The sequence below is a fragment of the Longimycelium tulufanense genome (assembly GCF_014645795.1).
Taxonomy (GTDB): Bacteria; Actinomycetota; Actinomycetes; order Mycobacteriales; family Pseudonocardiaceae; genus Longimycelium; species Longimycelium tulufanense.
On sequence record NZ_BMMK01000037.1, the window covers coordinates 1 to 22,314 of the forward strand.

At 70.7% G+C, this 22,314-nt stretch carries 25 protein-coding genes; 15 read left to right on the plus strand and 10 right to left on the minus strand.

The window, feature by feature from the left end:
- The 4 genes from IEY55_RS32285 to IEY55_RS26220 form a co-directional block, all read right to left on the minus strand.
- A partial coding sequence (locus tag IEY55_RS32285; RefSeq protein ID WP_229686767.1) for a hypothetical protein occupies window positions 1-207 on the minus strand: 207 nt, incomplete at its 3' end.
- Between the two features lie 75 nt (window positions 208-282).
- Window positions 283-1,524 carry an MAB_1171c family putative transporter gene (locus tag IEY55_RS26210; RefSeq protein ID WP_189061230.1) on the minus strand — a complete coding sequence of 414 codons (1,242 nt, stop codon included), beginning with the start codon at window positions 1,522-1,524 and terminating at the stop codon, window positions 283-285.
- Window positions 1,521-2,069 carry a hypothetical protein gene (locus tag IEY55_RS26215; RefSeq protein WP_189061231.1) on the minus strand — a complete coding sequence of 183 codons (549 nt, stop codon included), beginning with the start codon at window positions 2,067-2,069 and terminating at the stop codon, window positions 1,521-1,523. Before IEY55_RS26215 ends, IEY55_RS26210 begins: the two co-directional genes overlap by 4 nt.
- A 211-nt stretch (window positions 2,070-2,280) precedes the next feature.
- Window positions 2,281-2,730: a helix-turn-helix domain-containing protein gene (locus IEY55_RS26220; protein WP_189061232.1), complete on the minus strand. Its 450-nt coding sequence runs from the start codon at window positions 2,728-2,730 to the stop codon at window positions 2,281-2,283.
- Window positions 2,731-2,929: 199 nt separating this feature from the next.
- Here IEY55_RS26220 and IEY55_RS26225 point away from each other — a divergent pair, with 199 nt between their 5' ends.
- From IEY55_RS26225 to IEY55_RS26295, 15 genes are all read left to right on the plus strand, one after another.
- Window positions 2,930-3,352, plus strand: a complete 423-nt coding sequence (locus IEY55_RS26225) for a helix-turn-helix domain-containing protein (RefSeq protein ID WP_189061233.1) — start codon at window positions 2,930-2,932, stop codon at window positions 3,350-3,352.
- A gap of 510 nt (window positions 3,353-3,862) precedes the next feature.
- Window positions 3,863-5,074: a hypothetical protein gene (locus IEY55_RS32290; RefSeq protein ID WP_229686768.1), complete on the plus strand. Its 1,212-nt coding sequence runs from the start codon at window positions 3,863-3,865 to the stop codon at window positions 5,072-5,074.
- Between the two features lie 6 nt (window positions 5,075-5,080).
- A complete protein-coding gene (locus tag IEY55_RS26235) occupies window positions 5,081-5,368 on the plus strand; it encodes a hypothetical protein (protein ID WP_189061234.1) in 288 nt (95 codons plus the stop codon).
- A gap of 5 nt (window positions 5,369-5,373) precedes the next feature.
- On the plus strand, window positions 5,374-6,177 hold the full coding sequence (locus IEY55_RS26240) for a hypothetical protein (protein WP_189061235.1): 804 nt from the start codon (window positions 5,374-5,376) through the stop codon (window positions 6,175-6,177).
- On the plus strand, window positions 6,170-7,549 hold the full coding sequence (locus IEY55_RS26245) for a hypothetical protein (RefSeq protein ID WP_189061236.1): 1,380 nt from the start codon (window positions 6,170-6,172) through the stop codon (window positions 7,547-7,549). The genes IEY55_RS26240 and IEY55_RS26245 overlap by 8 nt, the downstream gene beginning before the upstream one ends.
- Before the next feature lie 6 nt (window positions 7,550-7,555).
- Window positions 7,556-9,040 (plus strand): SCO6880 family protein, encoded by a 1,485-nt coding sequence (locus IEY55_RS26250; protein ID WP_189061237.1) that lies wholly within the window; start codon window positions 7,556-7,558, stop codon window positions 9,038-9,040.
- Window positions 9,037-10,551: a putative type IV secretion/conjugal transfer ATPase gene (locus IEY55_RS26255; protein ID WP_229686769.1), complete on the plus strand. Its 1,515-nt coding sequence runs from the start codon at window positions 9,037-9,039 to the stop codon at window positions 10,549-10,551. Before IEY55_RS26250 ends, IEY55_RS26255 begins: the two co-directional genes overlap by 4 nt.
- Entirely contained in the window at window positions 10,548-10,757 is a 210-nt protein-coding gene (locus IEY55_RS26260; protein WP_189061238.1) for a hypothetical protein, read from the plus strand. The genes IEY55_RS26255 and IEY55_RS26260 overlap by 4 nt, the downstream gene beginning before the upstream one ends.
- On the plus strand, window positions 10,754-10,945 hold the full coding sequence (locus tag IEY55_RS26265; protein WP_189061239.1) for a hypothetical protein: 192 nt from the start codon (window positions 10,754-10,756) through the stop codon (window positions 10,943-10,945). The genes IEY55_RS26260 and IEY55_RS26265 overlap by 4 nt, the downstream gene beginning before the upstream one ends.
- 5 nt (window positions 10,946-10,950) lie before the next feature.
- Window positions 10,951-11,373, plus strand: coding sequence for a hypothetical protein (locus tag IEY55_RS26270; RefSeq protein ID WP_189061240.1), 423 nt, complete (start codon window positions 10,951-10,953; stop codon window positions 11,371-11,373).
- Window positions 11,370-12,461, plus strand: coding sequence for a C40 family peptidase (locus IEY55_RS26275; protein ID WP_229686770.1), 1,092 nt, complete (start codon window positions 11,370-11,372; stop codon window positions 12,459-12,461). Before IEY55_RS26270 ends, IEY55_RS26275 begins: the two co-directional genes overlap by 4 nt.
- Before the next feature lie 6 nt (window positions 12,462-12,467).
- A complete protein-coding gene (locus IEY55_RS26280) occupies window positions 12,468-14,324 on the plus strand; it encodes a type IV secretory system conjugative DNA transfer family protein (RefSeq protein WP_189061241.1) in 1,857 nt (618 codons plus the stop codon).
- A 114-nt stretch (window positions 14,325-14,438) separates the two neighbouring features.
- A complete protein-coding gene (locus tag IEY55_RS26285; protein ID WP_189061242.1) occupies window positions 14,439-14,864 on the plus strand; it encodes a hypothetical protein in 426 nt (141 codons plus the stop codon).
- Entirely contained in the window at window positions 14,861-15,406 is a 546-nt protein-coding gene (locus IEY55_RS26290) for a hypothetical protein (RefSeq protein WP_189061243.1), read from the plus strand. Before IEY55_RS26285 ends, IEY55_RS26290 begins: the two co-directional genes overlap by 4 nt.
- A 103-nt stretch (window positions 15,407-15,509) precedes the next feature.
- Entirely contained in the window at window positions 15,510-16,427 is a 918-nt protein-coding gene (locus tag IEY55_RS26295) for a hypothetical protein (protein WP_189061244.1), read from the plus strand.
- 96 nt (window positions 16,428-16,523) lie between these two features.
- Here the strand turns inward: IEY55_RS26295 and IEY55_RS26300 are convergent, their stop codons facing one another.
- From IEY55_RS26300 to IEY55_RS26325, 6 genes are all read right to left on the minus strand, one after another.
- On the minus strand, window positions 16,524-17,999 hold the full coding sequence (locus IEY55_RS26300; protein WP_189061245.1) for a phytoene desaturase family protein: 1,476 nt from the start codon (window positions 17,997-17,999) through the stop codon (window positions 16,524-16,526).
- A gap of 141 nt (window positions 18,000-18,140) precedes the next feature.
- Window positions 18,141-18,899, minus strand: a complete 759-nt coding sequence (locus tag IEY55_RS26305) for a hypothetical protein (protein WP_189061246.1) — start codon at window positions 18,897-18,899, stop codon at window positions 18,141-18,143.
- Window positions 18,896-19,360 carry a PH domain-containing protein gene (locus IEY55_RS26310; RefSeq protein ID WP_189061247.1) on the minus strand — a complete coding sequence of 155 codons (465 nt, stop codon included), beginning with the start codon at window positions 19,358-19,360 and terminating at the stop codon, window positions 18,896-18,898. Before IEY55_RS26310 ends, IEY55_RS26305 begins: the two co-directional genes overlap by 4 nt.
- 151 nt (window positions 19,361-19,511) lie before the next feature.
- Window positions 19,512-20,516, minus strand: coding sequence for a sporulation-delaying protein SdpB family protein (locus IEY55_RS26315; protein WP_189061248.1), 1,005 nt, complete (start codon window positions 20,514-20,516; stop codon window positions 19,512-19,514).
- Window positions 20,510-21,121 carry an SdpA family antimicrobial peptide system protein gene (locus IEY55_RS26320; RefSeq protein ID WP_189061249.1) on the minus strand — a complete coding sequence of 204 codons (612 nt, stop codon included), beginning with the start codon at window positions 21,119-21,121 and terminating at the stop codon, window positions 20,510-20,512. The genes IEY55_RS26315 and IEY55_RS26320 overlap by 7 nt, the downstream gene beginning before the upstream one ends.
- Before the next feature lie 102 nt (window positions 21,122-21,223).
- Window positions 21,224-21,859 carry a sporulation delaying protein family toxin gene (locus IEY55_RS26325; protein ID WP_505735182.1) on the minus strand — a complete coding sequence of 212 codons (636 nt, stop codon included), beginning with the start codon at window positions 21,857-21,859 and terminating at the stop codon, window positions 21,224-21,226.
- Window positions 21,860-22,314 lie beyond the last annotated feature (455 nt).

Genomic DNA, 22,314 nt, shown 5'->3' on the forward strand with positions numbered 1-22,314 from the left:
GACGACTGTCCGCAGCAAGGAAGTAACCACATCAACGCGATCCACCGTTAACTTGACACACCCCTTGCAGAAGTAGCCGGTGCCCAAAATGCAGGCGTAACGGAGCGGGCGCATCGTATCGCCTATCTCTTCGATGGCTCCCAATGGCGGCTCGCTTGGTTTGTCACTGAGGGAGGTGTCTACCGTACGCAATACTATGATGAGCACGCACCGAATATCGAAGACTACCTTGGGCGGCCGGCATTCCTTCTGGATGGCTCCGGTGGCCAGCTCGGGAATTGATCAATCTGTCCTCAGGTTGTCCCTCTCCGTCGCCTTGAGAGTCGCGCGCACCTTGCTTCCTATCCCGGCCACGACTGCGGACTGGCTGTAGGCGCGGGCGACGCGCATGAGCCAGGCGGGCTCTTTCTCCCTTGGGACCTGTGGTGGTGCGGTTTCTGGGTTGAAGGGGAAGGTTCGGCCTGCGGTTTTGGCTTCGAGGGCGGCGGCGAGGAGTGCGGCTTCGATGGTTGCGGACCTGTTCTCTCCGTGAAGTCCGGCAGCGTCTGCTGCGGTGGTAGCCCATTTCGGGGCTTCGGGGTGGATGTGAGGGCGGAGGGCGAGGTGGGCGTCCCGGATCTCGATGAGCCTGCGGTAGAGGCGGAAATCCAGCTTGTCAGCAGTGAGGTCGTGCGTGTGGAGCTCGATCTCGGGAAGTGCGTCGTGCAGGTCGTTCCAGAGTGGTTCGAGTTGGTGGTAGGCGTGGTGGGCGCGCCAGCGTTGCCAGGGGGCGGTGAGGAGGGGTCCCCAGGTGGGGAGGGTGATGCCGGCGAGCATGAGGGCGACGCCGGGGGTGGCCAGCAGGGCGGAGACGAGGGTTTCGTGCTCGGCGAGGTCCGGGTTTTGGGTGAGGGCGGTGGCGGTGATGATGGTGCCGCGCCAGAGCAGGTAGAGCAGGGTGATGGCGGCGCCGAGGGCGAGGATGCGCAGTCCGGTGCGGAGGTATCCGCGGGGGCTGCGGTGGGCGTAGCTGGGTAGGAGCCGGACGAGGTCGGCGAGTGCCCAGCCGAGGTAGCCGACGTAGAGGAGTTGGTAGGCCGCGATCCGGATGTTCGTGGCGTAGGTGCGGTGGAACTGGGGTTCGAAGCGGGTGCCTGCGGTGGCCAGCAGCACGGTCATCGCGGCGACGGCGAGGACCAGGACGAGCGCGCGGAGTTGGAGGCGGGTGCGGCGTTGGGCGGGGGTGAAGGTGGCGCGGACGCTGTAGGTGAGCAGGCCGTGGACGCCGAGGGCGGCGCCCATGGCTGTGGCGTTGGCCAGCAGGCGGGCGAGGTTGGGGATGGGTTCGATGCGGTGGATGAGGAGTTGGCTGGGCGGGGCGAGCAGCGCGGCGGCTAGGCCGATGCCGGCCAGGGTGGTGCAGGCCGACAGCAGGATGGGGTCGCGGCGGGTGGGTGCGGCGACGAACTTGTAGGCCGCGGCGCCGAGGGCGAGAGTGGCTGCGCTGTAGAAGAGGACGGTCAGGCCGAGGGCCAGCCCAGTCATCGCCGGCGTTTCCGGTGTCGGCGGGGCTGGGGCACCAGGCCGGCGGCGAGGCGTTCCAGGCCGAGGGCGATCTCGGGTGGTAGGTCTCGGCTGGGGGCGGGGGCCAGGCCGGCGCGGTGGCGGATCATGGAGGCGAGCAGCTCGGCTTCCTGTTCCTCGCGGGTGTTGTAGAGGGTGCGGCCGAACAGGTCGCGAATGATCTCCGGGGGCAGGTTCGGGAACAGGAGCCGGGACATCTCCGGCGTGATGCCGGTGTTCTTGGTGTGCCCGCAGAGCAGGTGGGCGAGCTCGTGGAGTTGGATGTGCTCGCGGTGCAGGTTGCTGGTGTCGGCGACGTAGCAGACGTAGTCGGTGTGTTGGGTGGCGAAGACCATTCCGCACGGGGTGCGGAGGTGGCTGGGTACGGGCATGAGGACGATCTCCCGACCCCGCTGCTGTGCGAGGTCGTTGACGAACTCCTCGATGCTGAAGGGGGTCGGGATGTGCAGGCTGTCGGCGATGCGTTCGCAGTGCTGCCAGACCTGCTTGGTGACGGTGGCGGGCATGGCCGTGTTCGCCTCCCTCCCAGTGCGTGGTTCCGGAAGGAGTTGGCCTGCGTGGTGTGGCGGACCAGGGGTCCGTCTCGGCGATGTCTGCCCCTATCGTGGCAGTTCGGACGCCGTCCCTGCCGTTCTTCTGAGTGCTGCATGTAGCAGGAACGCCTGAATAGGTGACAAGAAGGTTCTGTGGCTCTGCGCAGGGTTGTGCGAGCAGGGGTCAGCCGGTGGTGGAGTTGCCGTTGTCCTGGTCGGCTCGACGGGCCTGTTCGCGGCGGTCAATCGACTCCATCAGGTCGACCAGCCACGCCTTCTGGTCCGGCGACCAGTTCATCGCCCGCGCCGCAACGGCCCGCACCCCGGCGTCGCGCATCATCAGCGCGAGTTCCAGCTCCTCGGCCGGGGTGTCGTCCAGGAAGTAGGACATGCGGACGCCGAGGACCTTCGCCAGTGCCTCAAGGTGGCGCAGGGTGGGGTTGTCTCGTTCGCCTTTGGCCAGTTGCCACATGTACGTCGGGGAGAAGGGTTCCCCGGAGACCTCGGCGCACTCCGTGGCGAGCTCTCGGTAGGTCTTGAGTTTGCCGTCCGGCCGGCGGTTTTCCGGCCGCTTTCGTAGCTGTTGGATCTTCGCCGCCAGGGTGAGGCGGCGATGCTGCTCGGTGTCGCCCATGCTCGCCTCTTCACTCACTCAGGTGAACAAACCGTTGCCTGCTGTTCTACCTCAGTTGACAGCAGTGTCGCTCGCGTGTCTACTCGCGTCCAGTCCTTGTTCGCTCAAGTGTGACGAAGATCGGCGTCAGATATCACCTCAGCAACCACTTGGTGGCTGATCAGGGTTATTCACTGGTGTTGATCTGGAGGAGGTTGCCGTGCATGACTCTGTCGCCCCCGGGGAAGGGCCCGAGCCCTCACGGCAGCGGGACGGCCGCTCGGAACAGGAGACGTTTGGTGCCGCGCTGTGTCGGTGGCGGAACCGGCGCGGGTTGTCACTGCGGGCGCTGGGCCCTCTCGTGAACTACAGCGCCGGCCAGCTCTGCAAGATTGAGAAGGGTAAACGAACTCCGGCGCCCGGGTTTGCTGAGGTGTGCGACCGTGTCCTGGAGGCCGGGGGTGCCCTGGCGGCGTTCGCCTCGTCCGGCTCCAGACGTCGCCGGTCTCGGCTCGCAGCAGGGCAGTCGGTCAAGGGGTCGGTTCTGGTGCTGGCCTTTCTCGCGGAAGCGGGGCGTCAGGTACTGGTGATGCTGCCCGGGGTGGTCGTCGTGGACCCGGCTACAGGTACGGGAACACCATGACCTTTTGTGCTCGCCACTTCCAGGGCAGATTCTCGCTTTGCGCAACTGATTCAGCATAAAAGCTCGCGACCCCAGTGAGTCTAGCTTTTCTTGCTCATTTCGCCACGTGCTCCATGTGTGAGGCTCATTTTTTATCTCGCACATGGAGCACGTGGTGTGTTCTGGGAGATGTAACGAGGCGGTGACCGCTGCTGCTCGCGTAAGTGGTGAGTTTCTTCCGATCACGGTTATGGCCTGGTATGAGCACTACTTCGGCGCTGCGGGAACCCAGTCAAGGTAAAGGTGATCGGAGTTTCTGATCACCAGCAGTGTTGCCCTTGTTTCCCCATCATCTCGGCAACACAAAACCCTGGACTTCGCATTCTCGCTTGGTAAGAGTGGGAGTCGAACAGCAGTGGCTATCCGACGGTGATCCGCAACCTCATTGCGGCACGCGTGTCGGTGCCGGGCGACTCGTGGATTTCTCGGACTTCCGGGAAATGGCCTATTTGTGCGTGACGGAGGTCAGTGATGACCGAATTCGGAAACGGCCAACCCTCTGCCGGGGTTGGTGGGGTGCCTGTCCGGGGTGTGGCGGGATGGGCCGCCACACCGGCCAGCTCGGCCGCCCACCGGGGCGAGGGACAGGTGCTCGAGGGGCAGCACCGGCCGCACTCATCCGGAGGGGAGACGGTGGGGCGGCCGGTGCTGCCGATCTGGGCGGAGCTGGCCGACCGGCAACCGCAGCTGGCCCAGGTCGCCTACCGGGCGATCCCGGGTGCGGTCGAGCAGGACGTGGCCGGGGTGATCGATACCGCCTCGACGTCGGTCGCGCAGGCCGCAGTGACCCGGGACCTGGCCCCCGAGGGGGTACGGGAGCTGGCCGACCACGTCGCCGCGCACGCGGCTGAGGTGGTGCGGTCCGTGGCTGGTGATGCCACGACGTTCGCGGACTCGCCCCGGATCGACTGGCGCGCGTTGGGCCTGGTGCTGCCGGTACTCGGCGCCGGGCCTGGGGTTGGCGCGAGCGTGGTGGCGGCGGTGCTTACCGACGCCCTGTCGGGGCGGTGGTCGACGCTGCTGGTTGACCCGGCTGACCCGGCCCGCAGTGGGCTGGCCGAGGCCGCCCCGGTCGAGGGGCCCCGACGTCAGACCCCGCACCCGGCGGTGCGGTTGTGCTGCAGTCGGCGCGGCCCCGCGGTGCTGGCCCGGTTGGAGTGTGACCTGCCGATCCTGTCCCCGGGCCTGGTGCCGGCCCCGCCGTGGTGGATTCCGCCGGCGGGATCCCCGCAGGTCACGGTCGTTGATGTCGGCCATGACGCGTGGCGGTTGGCCACCAATCCGCTGTCGGGGGCGGGGGTGTGGCTGCGGCACGGGCTGCCCGCGCCGCGCCCGATCCTCGTCGCCCGCCCCACTCGGCCCAGCCTGCTGGCCGCCGAGCAGGTCCTGGCCCGGCTGGAGCCGTGGGTGCACGCCGGCCTGGCCACCCCGGTGCGGGCCCTGGTCGTGGTCGGCGCGCGCAAGTGGCCGCCGGGCGTGGTCGGGGCGGCCGGGCGGCGGCTGGCGGCGCTGGTCGAGTCCGCCGTGTTCCTCCCGCCGGACGCGCAGGTGGCCCGGGGCGGCGTCAGCGGCCAGATCACCCCAGCCCGACTCCGGCAGGCGGTGGAGCCGTTGTTGGCCGTGTTCGGGCTGGCCCCCACCCACGACCGGCCCGGGCGTGGCCGGCGCGAGCGCAGGAGGTGACTTCTCATGGGGAGCGACGTCGTCGCACTGCTCACGCAGTTGCCACCGAACCCGCAACCGGTGGACCCGGGCTGGACCAGCAAGGTCACCGAGATCGTTGGGATCGTCAAGTATCTGGCCGGCTGGGCGATCCTGCTGTGTTTCTTCGCCGGGTTGGGGGTGTGGACCGCGGGGCGGTGGCTGGACCACCACCGGTTCGCCCGCATCGGTGTGATCGGCATGGTGGTCGCGGTGGCTGGGGGCCTGTTCTACGGCCTGGGCTACACGATGATCACCAGTTTTGCGGGCGGGTGAGCACCATGGCCCGCTCTGCTGCGCGACCCACCCCCACGCCCGCCACCACGCGGCGGCGCACCCTGGTGGCGCTGGCCACGCTGGGGGTTCTGGTGCTGGTGGTGGCGGCCGGGGTGCTGTACCGGCTCACCAGCGCCTCCGCCCCGACCCCGGGGCTGGCCCCTGAGGGCGATTGGGATGTCGCCGCCCAACATGCCCTGGCCGCCGCGCCGATGCCCGTGCTGCCGGGGGCCGCGGCCCAGCCCCAGCCCCTGGCCACCGCGGGCGCCGGTGAGCCGATCGTGCTGCCCGCGGCCAGCGGCAGCCCCGTCGAGGGGTGGATTCCCGCCGAGTTCCCCGCTACCCCCCAGGGGGCCCTCGCGCAGGTGGTCGCGTTGTGGGAGGCCGCCCTGGTGGGCGCGGACCCGGCGGTACTCGAGCGCGCCTACCGGGCGTTGTCGCTGCCCGGGGCCCCGGATCCGGCGGCCGCGGTGCCGCACCGCGCCGTGGTGGCGTTGCGGGCGGGTGCCGGCCTGCCGGCCACCGGCACGGTGTCGGACCTGCACGTCGACTTCGCGATCACCCACGGGCTGGTCAAGGGCAGCACGGATGAGGGCCGCTACGCGGTGGTGTGCGTGCTGGGGGAGCTGTCGGTGTCCTACCACGCCCACGCCGCCCGCGGCGGGCTCGGCGACTGCCAGGCCCTGCGCTTTTCCGGCAGCGGGTGGCGGATCAGCCCCACCCCGCTGCCCGCGGTGGCCCCGCACGCCTGGCCCGGCAGCCAGTTCGCGGTGATCGCCGGCTACCGGGAGGTGGTCCGCGATGCCTGACTGGATCAAGGACTGGATCAAGGAACAGTTCCAGGACTTCTGGCGGGACGTGTGGGACGGGGCGCTGCAGCTGCTGTCCGACGCGTTCGCCTTCGCCGACCGGCTGACGATCATCACCGATCCCGGAGAGCCGCCTCTGCAAGACATCTGGCCGTTGACACTGCAACTGTCGGGGCTGCTGGCCGTCGGCTTGTTCTTCCTGCAGCTGATCACCTCGATGCTGCGCGGCGGGCGGGGCCTGCTGCGCGTCACGCTGGGACCCGCCCAGTACGGGCTCGCGGTGGCGCTGACCGCCGGGCTGGTGGGCCTGTTTCTGGTCGCCGCCGACGGGCTGGCCGCCGGCATCCTCAAAGCCGGGCTGAACGTCTCCACCTTCACCGACGTGCTGGGCGAGTCCGGGCTGAAGGGGGATGGCTACCAGGACCGGTCCAAGGCCGTGGCCATGGGGCTGGTGGCACTGTTCGGGCTCCTGCCGGCCGCGCTCGGCTACACGCTGGAGATGCTGTTCCGTGCCGCCGCGATCCTGATCCTGGTGGCCTGCATCCCGATCGCGGCCGCCGGGCTGCTGGCCAACACCACCGCCCGCTGGTTCTGGATCACCGCCCGGTGGTTGCTGGCGGCCATCGCGATGAAACCGTTGCTGGCGCTGGCCATCACCGTCGGCCTGCTCACCGCCAAGGGCCTGGGCGGGGCACCGGAGCAGGGCGAGGCCGCCGCCCCGAACGCCGGGCTGGTGCCGCTGCTGGTGGGCACCGGTGTCCTGCTGGTCGCGCTGGTGTGCCCGTTCGCGTTGTTCCGTCTGTTTTCTTTTGTGGATCCGGGTACTGACGCCGGGGCGACGTTCCGGGAGGCCTGGACCCGCGGCGGTGGTGTCGGCGCCTACGCCGCCGGCAACGCCTTCATGGCCCCGCGGGCGGTCGGGGCGCTGAGCCGCGGCGCCGGTGGGGACGCCTTGGCCGCCGCCGGCCGCGGCCACGAGCAGCGGTTCGGCCACGCCTACGCCCTGGGCCTGCGCAAGGACGGCGAGCAGGTCACCCCGCGCGGGATGGGCGGGGTGCGCTGGACCTCGCACGCCCCGGCCGCCCCCGATGACGGCGGGTTCGACTCCACCACACCGCCCCCCACGGGACCACCGGATGTGGGGCGGGCCGCCGTCCTACGCGCCGAGTGGGAGTGGCAGCAGAAGCAGAAACAGGGCACGGGGCCGGAGGAGCCCCGTCCCGAGCCGCCCCCCGACTCCGCCGCCTGGACCAGCTACCCACCGTCCCCGGCCGCCGTCGACCCCTCGCCGGCGCCCCTCCACGGGAGCGAGCCCTCGCACCCGCACACCGGGCAGCCGCCCACCGACCCCGGCGACACCAGCAAGGAGTAGCACGCCATGACCACACCACGGATCTATCGGGGCCTGGCCCACCGCGAGCACGCCGGTTGGCTGATGGGCCTGACCGCACCGCAGGCGATCGCCTGCGTGCTGCTGGCCGTGCCCGCCGTGCTGGCCCTCTCGGCTGGGCAGCTGCGCCAGGCCGCCTTGGCCGTCGTCCTCGGTGGGCTCGGCATCGCCTTGGTGGTGGTACCGGTCGCCGGGCGACCGGCCGCCCGCTGGGTGGGGCACTGGCTGGCCCACCGACTGGGCACGGTCACCGGCTGGTCGGCCTGGCAGTCCCGGGCCGCCGCCGGTGAGTGCGTCACCCTCGATGAACCCGACCTGCCCGGCACCCTCGCCCGACTGTCCTTTGTGGACGGCCCGGTGTATAAGGATCGCGGCCGGCTCTGCCTGGTCCACGACACCGTCGAGGGCCGCTGGACCGCGGTGGCCCGACTGACCCACCGCGGCGTCGGCCTCACCAGCGACGAGGACCGACTGCTGCTGGCCGCCCGCCTGGGCACCCTGCTGCGTGCCGCCGGGCACCGCGAGGTCCTCGACCGCCTGTCGATCTATGTGCGCACCGTCCCCGACGACGGCGCCGAGTACGAGGCCTGGCGCGCCGCCCACCAGGTCCCCGACGCCCCGGCCCTGGCGGTCGCGGCCACCGAGGAACTGCGCCGCACCACGGCCGTGGCCTGTGTGCGCCACGAACTGTTCCTGGCCGCCTCGGCCAGCGAGGACGCGCTGCGCAAGCCCGCCGCGGCGGCCGGCGGCGGCATCGCCGGCCGGGCGCACGCCCTCTACCGGGCCTTGGACGGCCTGGAAGACCAACTGCGCGGCCTGGACTGCACCAGCATCACCTGGCTGGACGGGCCCGCCCTGGCCGAGGCCATCCGCACCGGTTTCAACCCGCTGGCCCCGCGCCGCCCCGACGAGGTCGACGGGGTGCCCTGGGCCAAGGCCGGACCCAGCACCGCCCCACCGCCGGCGGTGCGCTCCTACACCCACGACGGGCACACCAGCGTCACCTACAGCATCCAGATGCCCGACGAAGGCGTGCTGTTCGGCTCCCTGGCCCCGCTGCTGGCGGTCAAGACCCCCGGTGAACGGCGGGCGCTGGCCGTGCACTACGAGCCCCTGGACGCCCGCGCCACCCGCCGCGCGGTGCGCGGCGACCGGCAACGCATGACCGTGCTGCGCGATCTGAAGGCCCGCAAAGGGTTCGCCGTCACCGCCACCGACGACCGTGCCGCCCAGGAAGCCCACGCCCACGAGCGGGCGGTGGCCGCCGGCCACAGCATCGTCCGCCTAGCCGCCGCCGTCACCGTCACCGTCCCGGTGGGCTGGGACGTCGAGGACGCCGCCGCGGGAGTCGAAAACGACGCCGCCGGCCGCTTCCAGCTGCTGCGCCTGGAGTTGGCCCAAGACTCCGCCCTGGTCGCCGCGGCCATCCCGGTCGGCATCGGCCTGCCCCGTCTGCGCGGAGGCCTGCTATGACCCCCCGAAGCCGGGCGCTGGCCCGCCGCGACGCCGCCGGACTGCTGACCGCCTTCGGCGCCCCACCCGCCCGCCGCGCCCTGCCCGCACCCACCCCCCACGAGCGGGTCAACCGGCCCTGCGCCCCCCGCCGCGGCCCCTCCCGCCGCGGCCACGGCTGGGCTCCCGTGCCCGCCCCGCTGGCCGTGTACCGGGCCGACACCAGCGAAATCGGGGGCCTGTGGCCGCTGCTCGGGGCGGCCACCGTCCCCGCGGTCGGGGCCCGCATCGGCTACGACGCCCTGTCCGGTGGGGCGTTCTACTGCCACCCCGTCGAATGGGTGCTGCGCGGCCTGGTCACCAACCCCAACCTGGTCGCGTTCGGCGAACCCGGCCGCGGCAAGAGCTCCACGATCCTGGCGTTCCTGCTGCGCATGACCTGCTTCGGGGTCAAAGCCCTCATCGCCGGGGACGTCAAGGGCGAATACACCCCCGTGCTGCGCGCCCTGGGGGTGGAGCCGATCGTGCTCGGCGCCGGCCACGGCACCCGCCTCAACGCCCTGGACCTGGGTCCGCTGCGGGCCCGCTGGCACCAGTTGTCGACGACGCGGCAGGCCGAAGAGGTCAGCGCCGTGGTGGGCCGCTGGGTGCAACTCCTGGTGGCGCTGGCCGAGGCCGCCGGCTACACCGCCACCCCCACCGACGAAATGGTCCTGGCTCTGGTGCTGCGCCGCCTCATCGGCGCCACCGACGGCACCACCGACCTGCGCCCGGTCACCCTCCCCGACGTCCACCGCCTGCTGGCCCACCCCGACCGGGACCTGTGGACCCAGGCCCGCTTCGCCGACCGCCGCCACCTCCTGGACACCACCCGCGCCATCACCGACACCCTCGGCAACCTCATCGCCGGCCCCCTGGCCGGACTGTTCGACGACCACACGAACTTCGACCTCGACTGGACCGCCCCCCTGCAGTCCCTGGACCTGGAACGGCTGGCCGGCCGCGGCGACCAGGCCGTGGCCATCGCCCTGACCCTGCTGGGCTCCTGGTCGGCCCTGGCCACCGACCTGCGCGAAGACGGCGACCTCCGCCTCGTCCTCCGCGACGAGGTCTGGCGACAGATGCGGCTGGGGCTCAAAGCGGTCCAGGCCGTGGACGCCGACCTCCGGTTGTCCCGCCGCCAACAGTCCATCCAGGTCCTGGTCGCCCACAAACCCTCCGACATGCTCACCGTCGGCGCCGCCGGCTCGGCCGAGGTCGCCATCGCCAAGGACCTGCTCTCCCTGTGCTCCACGAGGATCCTGTTCGGCCAGTCCACCCGGGTGGCCGACGAGCTGGCCGACAGCCTCGCCCTGGGTGAGCGCGAACACCAGGTCGTCACCGGCTGGGCGATGGAACGCCCCGGCCGCGCCCTGTGGAAGCTCGAAGGCCGCGGCGTCAAGGTCGCCACCGTCCTCTCCAGCGTGGAGAAGCGGATCTTCGACACCAACGCCCAACTCCGCACCCCGGGCGGGGCAGGTGAGCGGCCATGACCCCGCCGAGCAGGGCGCCGAGGGAGTCCCGGGCCCCGGAGGCCACCGCGTACCTGGCCGCCGGCCAGGCGCTGAGCGCCCTACGGCTGCGCGGGACCTGGGTGCTCCAGCCGCTGCCCCACCGGGCCCACGACTGCGCCCTGGTGATCGAACTCGGCTACCGCGCCCACACCGCCCTGATGCCCGCCGCCCGGGAGCCGTCATGAGCCCGCGCCGCGTCGACGCCCGCACGGTGGCCGCCCACCTGGCCGCCGGCCACGCCTCGGCCGGGCTGCGCCTGGCCCCCGAGGTGTGGCTGCAGTTCTCCATCCCATCCGGTGCGCGGGAGTGCGCCGCCCTGCTCGAACACGGCTGGCCCGCGGCCGTGCCCACCACCGCTGTTGGAGGGACGTGAGCCCGATGTCGACCACCCTCACCCCCACCCGCCACTACACCCTCGAGTTGGTGTGCGAGTGCGGCAACACCCAACCCACCCGCATCCCCCAGGTCGGGCTGGCCCCGGGCGGCGACTGGGCCGCCGCCCTGGCCGAGCTGGTCGCCCTGGGCCACGCCGCCGGCTGGCACATTGCCGACGACCTCACCGCCGCCGAGTGCCCACCCTGCCGGGCCGCCGTGGCCTGCCTGGACTGGCACACCGAGGAAGGACGCCTGGTCGCCGCGCACCGCTACCGCCGCACCGCCGGTGGGGCCCGGGTCTGTCAGGTGTGCGGCGGGCACGACCGGCCCCCACCGACCGGCGAGGACCGGCCCGGCCGCATCGGCGCGCTGCGCCTGTCCCGCGACGACACCCGACCACCGACACCCCGCGGGGCGGGCTCGTGATCCGCCGCGCCCGCGTCACACTCGCCTCGGCCGCCGGCAGCGCCTACCTGGTGCTGCTGCCCGTCCTGGTGGTGTTTCTCGCCGTCAGCGGCACTAGCAACGCCGCCCCGCTGTGCGCCCAACTGCCGGGCGGGGCGGTGGGCGGCGGACCCGGCGGCGGGCCGATGACCGGCCAGCACACCTGGTCCGCGGAGCAGACCGGCAACGCCCACACCATCACCACCGTCACCGCGCAGCGGCGCCTGCCCCAACGCGCCGCCGTGATCGCCGTGGCCACCGCCATGCAGGAAAGCAAGCTGCGCAACCTCAACTACGGCGACCGCGACTCCCTCGGGTTGTTCCAGCAGCGGCCCTCGATGGGCTGGGGTACCCCCGCGCAGGTCCGCGACCCGGTGTATGCCACCAACACGTTCCTCGACCGCCTCATCACGGTCCCCAACTGGCAGCGGATCCCGCTGTGGCAGGCCGCCGACGCGGTGCAGCGCTCCTGCTGCCCCCGCGCCTACGCCCAATGGGAGCCCGACGCGGCGATGCTGGTCGGCCGCTTCTGGCAGGGTCCGGACAACCCCGACCCGGTGCTGCTGCCCGGCCTGGACAGCACCGCCAGCACCGGGGTGACGATCGCGGCGCACTGCGGTCCCGGCGGCTCCGGCATCACCCTCGCCCCCGGGATCGGCACCCAGATCCCCGAGGGCTGGTCCCCACCCGAGGACCCCCGGCTGCGCACCGTCGTGACCTTCGCCCTCAACCAGCTCGGCAAACCCTACGTCTGGGGCGGCACCGGCCCGCACGGTTGGGACTGCTCCGGGCTGGTGATGCGCGCCTGGGCCGCCGGTGGCGTGGCCATCCCCCGGGTCACCTACGACCAGGTCCACACCGGCACCCCCGTGCCCGGCATCGCCGCGCTCCAACCCGGCGATCTGCTCTTTATTCCGGGCTCGGACGGCACCCCAGCACGCCCAGGGCACGTGGGGATGGCCCTCGGCCACGGACTTCTGGTCAACGCCCCGCAGAGCGGCTCCCCGGTGCGGATCGAGTCCGTGGAGTCCTGGAGCCAGCAGGTCACATCGATTCGGAGGCCCGGGTGATCGCTGATGTCCTTCCGTGTCCGTACCACCTCGCAGGCACACCTACGCGACGACCTCGTCCTGCTCGCCGGCCTGGCGAGCCTGGCTGGGATCCTGCTCGCCGCCGCCGGGATCGCCTGCCTCGCCGCGACCGTCGCCGCCGGCCTGGCCGGCGCCGGCTGGCACCTGCCCGACCTCACCCACGGGGCACGCCTGCTGTGGGGCCTGGCCACCCGGCCCGGTGACCCCGCCACCGGGCTCCCCGCCCCGTGGGGACCGGCCCTGACCGGGCGGGGCCTGCTGGTCTGGACCATCACCCTCCCGCTGACCGCACTGGTGGTGGCGGCCGTCGTGCCCACCACCGTGTGGTGCTGGCGGCGCCTGGCCCCGCTGCCCCCCGGGCACGCCCACCGCACCGAGATCACCGAGGAACTCTCCGAGCGCGCCGCCCGCCGTACCGCCGCCTGGACCCGACCTGGCCTGTCACCGCACGAGCGGGCCCGAGCACGCCTGGAGGACCTGGCGGTACCCCTGCACCGCGCCCCCCACGGCACTCCACTGTGGACACCGCTGGAGAACCCGACCGGGGTGCTCGCCCCGACCCAGTCCGGCAAAAGCCGCCAAGACCTGGTGCACAAGGTGCTCGCTGCGCCCGGGGCCCTGTTGTGCTCCACCAGCAAACCCGACCTGCTCGGGTTCACCGCCCTCGCACGGGCCCGCCGCGGCGGGCCCGTGCTGGTGGCCGATGCCACCGGCACCGTCACCTGGCCCGCACCCCTGCGCTGGCCTCCCATCGACGGCTGCACCGACCCCTCAGTCGCCTGGCGGCGGGCCGACACCATGGTGGAGGCCGCCTCCCTGGATTTGCAGCAAATCGGTGGCAACGACAAGGTCTTCCGCGGCCGCGCCAAAACCGTGCTCCAGGCCTACCTGCTGGCAGCCGCCCACCACCGGCGCACCGTCACCGACCTGGTGAACTGGGCGGTGCTGCGGGACCGCGAACCCGTGGAACTGCTGCGCGACCGCGAACCCGAACTCGCGCGCAACCTGGCCGCCGAGATCAGCATGGTCGCCGAAACCGCCGACGCCGTCTGGCTGTCCGTGCGCCGTGTCCTCGAACCGTTCATGGACCGCCACCTGCGCGCCATGGCCACCCCCACCCACGGCGGCGGAGTCAACCTGCGCACCCTCATCCACCAACGCGGCACGATCTTCCTCATCGCCGGCGAACACCAGGCCGCCCAAGCCGCCCCCCTGCTCACCGCCCTGACCGAGCAGTGGCTCACCACCGCCCAAGACCTCGCCCTCGAACACGACCCCGAACGCCTCGATCCGCCCGCCACCGCCGTGCTGGACGAGCTGTGCACTGCCACCCCCGTCCCCCGGCTACCGAGCATCATCGCCGACTCCGCCGGCCGCGGCGTCCTCATCCACTACGCCCTCCAGTCGTTGGCCCAGGCCGAGGACCGCTACGGCCGCACCGGGCTGCGGCAACTGCTGGACAACACCACCACCCTCACCGTGTTCGGCGGACTCAAGGACCCCAGCACCCTGCAATGGATCTCCACCATGGCCGGCCAACACGAACGGCTGCGCCGCCACAGCCACACCAGCAGCCTCATGACCGCCGGCTCCACCTCGATCAGCACCGAGACCGTGCCCACCTACCGGCCCGGCGACATCCGCACCCTGCCCCGCGGCCGCGTCCTGCTGCTGCACCGCCACCTCCGCCCAATCCTCGCCCGCACCCTCGACGTCGCCCAACGCCCCGACTGGCGCCAACTCCGCGCCGACCGGCTCACCCTGCGCCGCGGCGAGACCGGCCTCGGCCCCGACGGGCTCCTCACCACCCAACTCCTCATGCCCGACACGACCGACCCGTAACCAACCCGCAGGGGGACGGCGGCGCCACAAACGGCCGTTTTCGACCGTCATGCGCCGGTGCCCCCGCCCCCAACGCCAGAGCCCAACCCTGTTGCCCTGTCGTGGAGGACCACGATGACCCACGAACCCGCACCGAAAAAGCAGCAGTCGGCGAAGCGGCCAAGCCGCTCCACCGCCGTCAGCCAACGCCTGACCCGCATGCGCCAGCGCCAAGCCGCCCTGGACGCGCAGCGCCGCGACGCCGAGCGCCGCGAAGCCGAAGCCCTCCGAAGCTACGCCGTGCTGGCCGAACGCGAACACGACCTCCGCCACCAGCTCGCCGAGATCGACACCGAGATCGCCGCCATCGTGCAGACCCTGCGCACCGGCGGCCGTCGATCCCACGAGATCGCTGCCCTGCTCGAAATCGACAGCAAACGCCTGGACCAGCTGTTCAAACGCGCCGCCAAACCCACCACCCCGGCAGGCACACCCTCGACCCACTCCTCCCGTGCCGCGTCCGGCGGCGGGTCCACCGACACGCACAGTGGTGCGGCATGACCGGCCCGCCGGACAGGCGGGACCGGACCGAAGCGAGCCCGGTCGAGGCCGAGGTGGCCGTGCTGCGCCACGAGGTGGACGAGCTCCGCGCCGCCCTCCAAGAGCTCCTCACCGAGGAGCAACGACGGCGCGACGAGCCCGCCCCATGGTGCTGGTTTGCGCCCCCCGACGACGCCGAGGATCCCCGCGAGGCGCTCGCGCACTGGGTGGCCTTCTACAACGCCACCTACGTCGGTTCCCTGGATGGGGCCGCCCGTCACCGCATCCCGTCCTGCTGGCGCGACCACCCCGGCCTGGCCGCCGAGATCGCCACCCTGGCCGCCTACTGGCGCCACAGCTTCGTTGGCGCCGGCGCCCACCCCGGCAACGCCCAGTACTGGCACGACCGCTACCGACCCGGCTTCACCGACCGCATCCCCGACTACGTCCACCGCACCTGCCTGGACGGCGACCACCAACCGGTCGGCGCCCCCGCCCGGCCCGACCGCTGGACCGAGGCCGAGACACGCCAGCACACCGCCGGAACACCCGGGCGTCGCTGAACCGGGTCACGGCCCCACCCGGCTACCGTGCCGCCCAACCCGGGCCGGCGTAGGCGGGACACCAGGGCCAGCCCGGCCCACCGCACCGAGAAGGGGACGCGCGATGGAACCACCGCTGCACGAGGTCCAGCCCGGCGACGTGGTGCTGATGCGCAGCGCCCACCCCACCGCCGAGTTGATCCGCGCCCTGGACTACGACGCGGAGGTGGACTTCGCCGCGCTCGCGCTCGGGCACGGCCTACTCGGCGAGGTGGTGGGGGTCGGTTCGCGGCGGCATCCGTTGGCCGCCGCCGTGGCCCACCACGCCGCCACCGTGGTGCTGCGGCCCGTCCGGGCCGGCGACGCCGCTCCGGTGCTGCGCCAGGCCACCCGCGTCCTGGACAGCGGGGCGCGGCTGGTCCAACACCAGCTGGCCCTGCTCGGGGTGCTCACCCTGACCCGCCCCCTGGCCCCCACACCCAGCCGCCGCCCCCTGGTGCAGGGCGTGCTGAGCGCGGCCACGACCGCGCTGCACGCCGCCCTGCACCACGGCTACCGGCTGTTGCTGCCCGAGTTCGTGCCCACCGTGTTCCGGGACGCGCACGCTCCGCTGCACCTCAACCGCAGCGAGAACGGCTTGCCCGGCACCCTGATCGCGAAGCTGGCCGACACGGTGCTGCCCGCCGCCCGCCCGCGTCCGGCCACCACCGACGAGCCGGGCCCCGCCTACAAGCAGGCCGTCGCCGGCATCCAGCCGGTCGTGCGGCGCTACCTGGCCGAGTTGGCCGGGGACGTGGCAGCGGACACCCCACCACCGTCCGGTGGGATCGACCAAGAGGACGCGCTGCTGCAGGCGGTGGCGGATTTCGCCGCGGCCCTGGCCCCCGCCACCGGACAACCCACACACCCCCACGACCCGCGGCTGGCGCTGCAGGCGGTGACCACCGTCGTCCGGGACCCGCACTTTCTCACCCCCGGCGACCTGCTCCGCAACCCCGCACTCACCGAACGGCTGCGCCTCGCCCAACCCGTGCACTCCTAGCGGGACTGTCCCGGCCCCGACTGGGGACTGTCTGATTACTTGACACACCCCCGGCTGCAGCACCGGCACCAGCAGTACGCCGTGATCGTTGCCTTGTTACTCGCGTGCGGCAGCGGGTTGTGCCGTGCCCCGCAGGAGTTGCAGGGGGTTGGTGTGGATGTTGAAGTGTTGGCGGAGGACTCGGTGGGCGGCGTGGAGGCCGGCCATGCCGTGGACCCCGGGGCCGGGTGGGGTGGAGGCCGAACACAGGTACACGCCGGGCAGGGGTGTGCTGTAGGGGTCCCAGCGGGGCACCGGGCGGAAGAGGGTTTGCCAGGTGGTGAGGGCTCCGGCAGCGATGTCACCGCCGAGGTAGTTGGCGTTGTGGTGTTCCAGTTGGGCGGCGGTGAGGGTGTGGTGGGCGAGGATGAGGTCGCGGAATCCGGGCGCGAAGCGCTCGATCTGTGCGATCACGGTGTCGCTGACGTCGACCGGGGAGCCGTGCGGGACATGGGCGTACACGGACAGGGTTGCCTGATCTTGGGGTGCTCGGCTCGGGTCGACCACGCCGGGTTGTACGGCCAGGACGTAGGGGCGTTCGGCGTGGTGGCCGGCTGCGACGGTGTGTTCGGCGGCCACGGCTTCGTGGCGGTGGCCGACGAGGTGGAGGGTGCCGGCCAGGTGGCAGCCGGCGGTCGCCCAGGGGACCGGTCCGGACAGGGCGAAGTCGACCTTGCAGGCGGCGGCGCCGTAGCGGAAGCTGCGGAGCCATCGGTGATACCGGGTGGGAAGGGCGCTGCTGGCGATACGCACCAGCTCTGCTGGGCTGGTGTTGAGCAGGACGGTGCGCGCCGCAGGGAGGTCGGCCAAGGACTGCACGCGGTGCCCGGTGATGATGCGTCCTCCGTGGCGCTGAAGGTCGGCGGCGAGGGCGTTGCTGATGGCCTGGCTTCCTCCCCGGGGCAGGGGCCAGCCCACCGTGTGGCCGAGTGCGGCCAGCAGGAGCCCGACTGCGGCGGGTGGCAGCGCACGGGGCGGGGTGAGCGCGTGGGCGCTGACCCCGGTGAGCAGGGCGGGTGCGATTGGCCCACGAAACCGTGCCCCCCACAGGGGACTGCCTTGCTCGAGCACGCGCAGGCCGAACCGCAGCGCGGTGAGGGGATCGGCCGGCCAGCGACGCAGATCCGACATCGCGACCTCGACCAGGCCCGGCCACCGTTCAACCAGCGGGCGGAACAGCGAACGCCAGGCGGGGCCATCACTGGCAAGCTCGGTCGCGGTGCGTTCGAGGTCACGCCAGGCCAGTCCCACGCGGCCGTCATCCAGCGGATGCGCATAGGACACCTCAGGGGTGAGCATCTCGACACCGTGGGCGGCCAGGTCGAAAGCACGGAAGAACGGCGACGCCAGCCCCATCGGGTGCACCGCAGCGCAGACGTCAAACCGAAACCCCGGAAGAGCCAGTTCCGCCGTGCGGGCACCACCCCCGACGGTGGACGCCGCCTCATACACCTCCACCTCGAGACCAGCCCGCGCGAGGATCACCGCCGCCGCCAGACCATTGGGCCCCGACCCCACAACGACCGCATCCACGTCACGATCGGCTCGCTGGCCGGTCAGGATCTCTCACCATCCTCAGTGGACGGTGAGCCGCCCCGCGAGCCTGGGGGGCCTGGATCCGGTAGGCCCGGCGTGGTGCGGGGTCGGTGTGGGGTGTGTTGTGCGTGGAGTGGCTCATTCTGTTTGGTAGAGCGTGGTTGTGGTGGGTGGCCGGTTGCGGAGCTCGGTGCGGTGCCATCGTTCGAAGATGAGGGTCAATACCAGGACAACAACGGTGAACATCGCGCCGGCGACGGTGGCCGGTACGAGGTGCAGCCCGTAGAGCAACGGCCCGGTGTTACACAACACGTGGGCGGTGATCGCTGTCAGGTAGCCGAGGAGCGCGGTGCGGTGGGGATGCAGGATGGCTCTGATGACGATGGTGGTCATCAGGCCGTGGGCCAGCGTCGCGAGGAGTCGTTCACCGCCGAATCCGGGCAGCAGTAGGTACCAGGAGGGTGGTGAGGGGTCGTGGGTGGTGGCGAGCTTGAGGCCAATGTAGGCGGCTTCGCCGATACCGAAGCTCATCCCCAACGTCATGCCCGCCCACAGGCTGGTGGCCGAGGACGTCGCGGCGAGCCGTCGGATTCTGGGCAGGAGGATCGGGGCGGCTTTGATGGCTTCCTCGGTGACCGGGGCCAGCAGCAGCGCGAAGGCGAGATACCACGGGGGTGAGGCCAGGCTCGGGTCGGTGGCGATTCCCGCACTGTGGGAGACCAGGGTCGCGATCGGGTGTTTGATCAGTAGGTTGACCAGGGCGCTGGAGGCGAGGCCGACCAACAACAGTGCCAGGAGCGCACGAGGGGTGCGCGCCCAGTGGAGAAGCAGGACGATCGCCAAACCCCCCGCGAGCACCACGGTGATCACGGTGGCGATGACCGCATCCGGGTTCACGCGCCCGGCCCACCGTCGCGGATCGCCTGGATCAGCCCGTCGACGTCGACGGGGGTGATCCCATACCGGCGGTTACCGGTGTCGATCAGCAGAATCCCTCGCGTGGCGCGGGTCGCGCACATGCGCACCAACCCGACGTCGGTATAGCGCACGGAAAACAACGCGACCCCGGGCATCCGCATCGAGGACACCAGGCTGATCGTCAAGTCTGCTCGGGTGATGCGGCGAATATCATTCAGCGCGATCCGGTACCGCAGGACAGGACCGCAGGTGACCACAAGGTGGTCGCGCGTCACCGTGTATTTCATCAACGGAAGACACACGGCCAGCCCGAGGAAGGCAGCCCCCAATAATCCGAAGACGACCGCCACGATGATCGAGGTTGTGTCCCCTGGCTCCACAACCAGACCGACCGCACCGATCGCGGTGACCACCAGCGCTAACGCGACCAGCGAGAGCACACCAGCCCACGGTGATGTCGGGTGAAACACCCGCGGTGGTGGGGTGAGGTCCGAGGACACAGTCGTTCACCAGGTCCTTTCCAAGAAACATCGGTCTGAATCCGTCCGCACTGTGCATCACGACTGGACTGAATCAAGGCTGGGCTGGGAGTCAGTCTGGGTTGTCCATCGAACTCGCCGCGATCACCCGCCGACGTCGCCGGCCCTGCACGGCGGGAATTCCAGACCATGGCGTGACCACGGCGGCGGCTCGGGCGCACAACGTCTCCAGGCGCGTGAAGGGGTGATCGGTGGGGCGGAGGAATAGGACAAGGCATCCCATCATCGCCAGGGCGAAGCTGCCCAGTCCCAGGACCAGGGCGATGCTGGCGTGCAGTGCGATACCGGCGGCCAGCAGATAGGGACGTACCGCGCGTCGCGCCACCAGCCCGAGGAACAGGGCGAATTCCACCACGATGGGCCCCCAGGTCAGCAGTATCACACCGACTGAAGATCGTAACACGGGAGACAGGAGGACAGCGGCCCACTCGGGAAGCCCGAAGAGTGGATCGGTGGACCAGTAGTAGAAGGCGGTGCCATCGCGCCACTCCGCTTCGCCCAGTTTGGCCATCGATGCCTGCAGATACAACCCAGCGACTTGCAGCCTGATGACGAACAGGGCCGACCACGCCACCAGGGACCAGGCGAGCACCCGAGAACGGGCCCGCTCGGCAGGGATCGGTGTGTCCCAGTGCCAGCGGCGGGAATCGGTGAGTGCGACGGGAAGCAGCAACAGCGCGATGTTCGCCGAGATTTGGTCCCCACCGTCGGGGATGGTCGCCGATGCCTGCAGGCTGAAGGTGATCCACCAGTGCGGTAGTGCCGTGACCCGGGGGCGCCAGCCGATCGCGGTGACGATCAGTACCAGCACGGCGATCAGCCGGGCCCATTCCAGATGGTCGCGAGGAACGACGCAGAACAGGCCGATCGAGGCGACACCACCGCACTGGGGATAGCCGGCGATTCCGTAACTGGGTCGAAATAGCGAGTCGGTCGAGGTGAACAGCAGAGTGCTCAACGTGCCCAACGCGATCAGGCTCCGAGCAAGGCCATACACATTCGTCCACGGTGTACGCGCCGCGATCTGGTGAGCCAGGGTGTTGAGTTTGCTCAGCATGTGACATCCAAGCGGACGGCCTTACCCGGCATCAGAATGTCGGAGTCCCCGGTGGTGGCCCAGGACCACGGGACCGGCTCACGCTGGATCAGACCAACGGGGCCGCACAAGGTGGGCGCTGGCCCAGGGTTATGGACCTGGATACGGCTTGTGACCTGGTCCAGGCAGGTTGCGTTATCGGTGTCGTCCTCACACGGCGCCCATTGTTCCGAACGGAGCCCGCCGTAGAGCATGCCCATCTCCACCGCCTGCGCACGGGACCCACGATTGAGCCCGAACACATTCCGAGACTCGGCATGCGGGCCTTTCATCGCCAACTCCCATCCCGTGTCCGTCGGCACCCACGCGGTCATCTGCGGATCCCGGGCCGATTTCGTGAAAAACGCCCACCCCTGCGGCAGGATCTGTCGCGCGTACTGCCCCAAGGTCCGCTCCCCCGAGAATTGGATCGCATTGGACGGCAGCTGCGGATGCACAACACAGAAAACAATCACCGCCCACACGGCAACCAATCCACCAAGCAGCGGCCCGAGCCGCGTTGACGAACCATCAGGCGAGCCCCCCGGCGAGCCATCATCGGGTTTCACACTCTGGGTCTCGTTCATCGTTTCCCCTCGAAACACGATCTCATGGCACGTCCCCAGACGCGCACGTGGCGGACTCCGCTCCGAGTGACCGCGGAGCCCGCCACCTGAGTCAGCTCAGGATCACGCGGCCGACAATTCCGTCGCGATCTTGTTCACGAACCGCTCGCGATCGAGACGCTCGTCACCGGTGTTCGCCGGTGCCACCCAAAACTTGACCACGGTCACGACCACGGCAACGTTGCCCGCCGCCACGGCCGTGACGGCCGCGGCCGCGGCCGAGAACACCGCCGCTGCGGAAAAGACCGTGACGCACAGTCCCTGAGCCTGACCGGTATCGGCCGTGCTTGTGCCAAACTTCTTGGTCAGAGCATCAGTGAGGTGCTGCGACCCAGCCCGCATCGCTTTCTCGATCTTGGGCTGTTTGCCGCTGGTCATCGCCCTGCCGAACTCGTCGAAGAAGTCCGGGGCGTCCTGGCGGATCACCGGAATGACCTGATCCGCCAGGTCCGTGATGAGCGCCGGATCCACGCTGGCGTTCCGCTCACGCAACTCCGGGAACTTCTCACCGACCACACCCAGGCCGAAGAACACCCCACGGAAGACCTGCTCACCGGTGTAGCCAACGGCGGGCTGGGACTGTGCCACCGACCCCGCCACCGGCGTCCGGGCGGCAGCCAGGGCCTGGGCCGGAACGACACTCGTGATCAGCACTGCCGCGGTTAATCCGGCCATCCCAGCAAGTTTCACTCTTCGCATTCGTGCGAACCTTTCCTCACCAACGAGAACGGGAATACAGAAAACGGAGAGACAGCCCCGAACACTCGCCGCAGGCAAGTGGTCGACATCGGCAGCTCCCCCAACGCCACAGAATGCGTGGTAGGCCCACCCCGGTATCTCCAGTCACGGAATTCACATGCAGTCACACCCACGAGAGTGACTGGACACGTGGTGAATATCGCCCCACGGCGCCCGTGGCGTCGATCCAACCGCGGGCTGACTCAGCACAGACTCAGCACCCCAGTCGGGCTTTCGGAGAATTCACGGCACAGAGTCAGACTGGATTCAGGTCAGCAAGCCGGGTACAACGGCGGTGCCGGGGTCGCGCGGTGACCAGTCACCGGGAACGCGAACTCGGTAGTATTCCAGCCAATCCGGCCGGAGTCCACGGCCGCACGCATACAGCCCCATAAGCCCCCCTCAATTCGGCCCAC

What these genes read in the sequence shown, in the direction of transcription:
- IEY55_RS26210 (WP_189061230.1), bottom strand. Translation starts at nt 1,524, where the DNA reads ATGACTGGGCTGGCCCTCGGCCTGACCGTCCTCTTCTACAGCGCAGCC.
- IEY55_RS26215 (WP_189061231.1), bottom strand. Translation starts at nt 2,069, where the DNA reads ATGCCCGCCACCGTCACCAAGCAGGTCTGGCAGCACTGCGAACGCATC.
- IEY55_RS26220 (WP_189061232.1), bottom strand. Translation starts at nt 2,730, where the DNA reads ATGGGCGACACCGAGCAGCATCGCCGCCTCACCCTGGCGGCGAAGATC.
- IEY55_RS32290 (WP_229686768.1), top strand. Translation starts at nt 3,863, where the DNA reads ATGACCGAATTCGGAAACGGCCAACCCTCTGCCGGGGTTGGTGGGGTG.
- IEY55_RS26235 (WP_189061234.1), top strand. Translation starts at nt 5,081, where the DNA reads ATGGGGAGCGACGTCGTCGCACTGCTCACGCAGTTGCCACCGAACCCG.
- IEY55_RS26240 (WP_189061235.1), top strand. Translation starts at nt 5,374, where the DNA reads ATGGCCCGCTCTGCTGCGCGACCCACCCCCACGCCCGCCACCACGCGG.
- IEY55_RS26245 (WP_189061236.1), top strand. Translation starts at nt 6,170, where the DNA reads ATGCCTGACTGGATCAAGGACTGGATCAAGGAACAGTTCCAGGACTTC.
- IEY55_RS26250 (WP_189061237.1), top strand. Translation starts at nt 7,556, where the DNA reads ATGACCACACCACGGATCTATCGGGGCCTGGCCCACCGCGAGCACGCC.
- IEY55_RS26255 (WP_229686769.1), top strand. Translation starts at nt 9,037, where the DNA reads ATGACCCCCCGAAGCCGGGCGCTGGCCCGCCGCGACGCCGCCGGACTG.
- IEY55_RS26260 (WP_189061238.1), top strand. Translation starts at nt 10,548, where the DNA reads ATGACCCCGCCGAGCAGGGCGCCGAGGGAGTCCCGGGCCCCGGAGGCC.
- IEY55_RS26265 (WP_189061239.1), top strand. Translation starts at nt 10,754, where the DNA reads ATGAGCCCGCGCCGCGTCGACGCCCGCACGGTGGCCGCCCACCTGGCC.
- IEY55_RS26270 (WP_189061240.1), top strand. Translation starts at nt 10,951, where the DNA reads ATGTCGACCACCCTCACCCCCACCCGCCACTACACCCTCGAGTTGGTG.
- IEY55_RS26280 (WP_189061241.1), top strand. Translation starts at nt 12,468, where the DNA reads ATGTCCTTCCGTGTCCGTACCACCTCGCAGGCACACCTACGCGACGAC.
- IEY55_RS26285 (WP_189061242.1), top strand. Translation starts at nt 14,439, where the DNA reads ATGACCCACGAACCCGCACCGAAAAAGCAGCAGTCGGCGAAGCGGCCA.
- IEY55_RS26290 (WP_189061243.1), top strand. Translation starts at nt 14,861, where the DNA reads ATGACCGGCCCGCCGGACAGGCGGGACCGGACCGAAGCGAGCCCGGTC.
- IEY55_RS26295 (WP_189061244.1), top strand. Translation starts at nt 15,510, where the DNA reads ATGGAACCACCGCTGCACGAGGTCCAGCCCGGCGACGTGGTGCTGATG.
- IEY55_RS26315 (WP_189061248.1), bottom strand. Translation starts at nt 20,516, where the DNA reads ATGCTGAGCAAACTCAACACCCTGGCTCACCAGATCGCGGCGCGTACA.
- IEY55_RS26320 (WP_189061249.1), bottom strand. Translation starts at nt 21,121, where the DNA reads ATGAACGAGACCCAGAGTGTGAAACCCGATGATGGCTCGCCGGGGGGC.
- IEY55_RS26325 (WP_505735182.1), bottom strand. Translation starts at nt 21,859, where the DNA reads ATGCGAAGAGTGAAACTTGCTGGGATGGCCGGATTAACCGCGGCAGTG.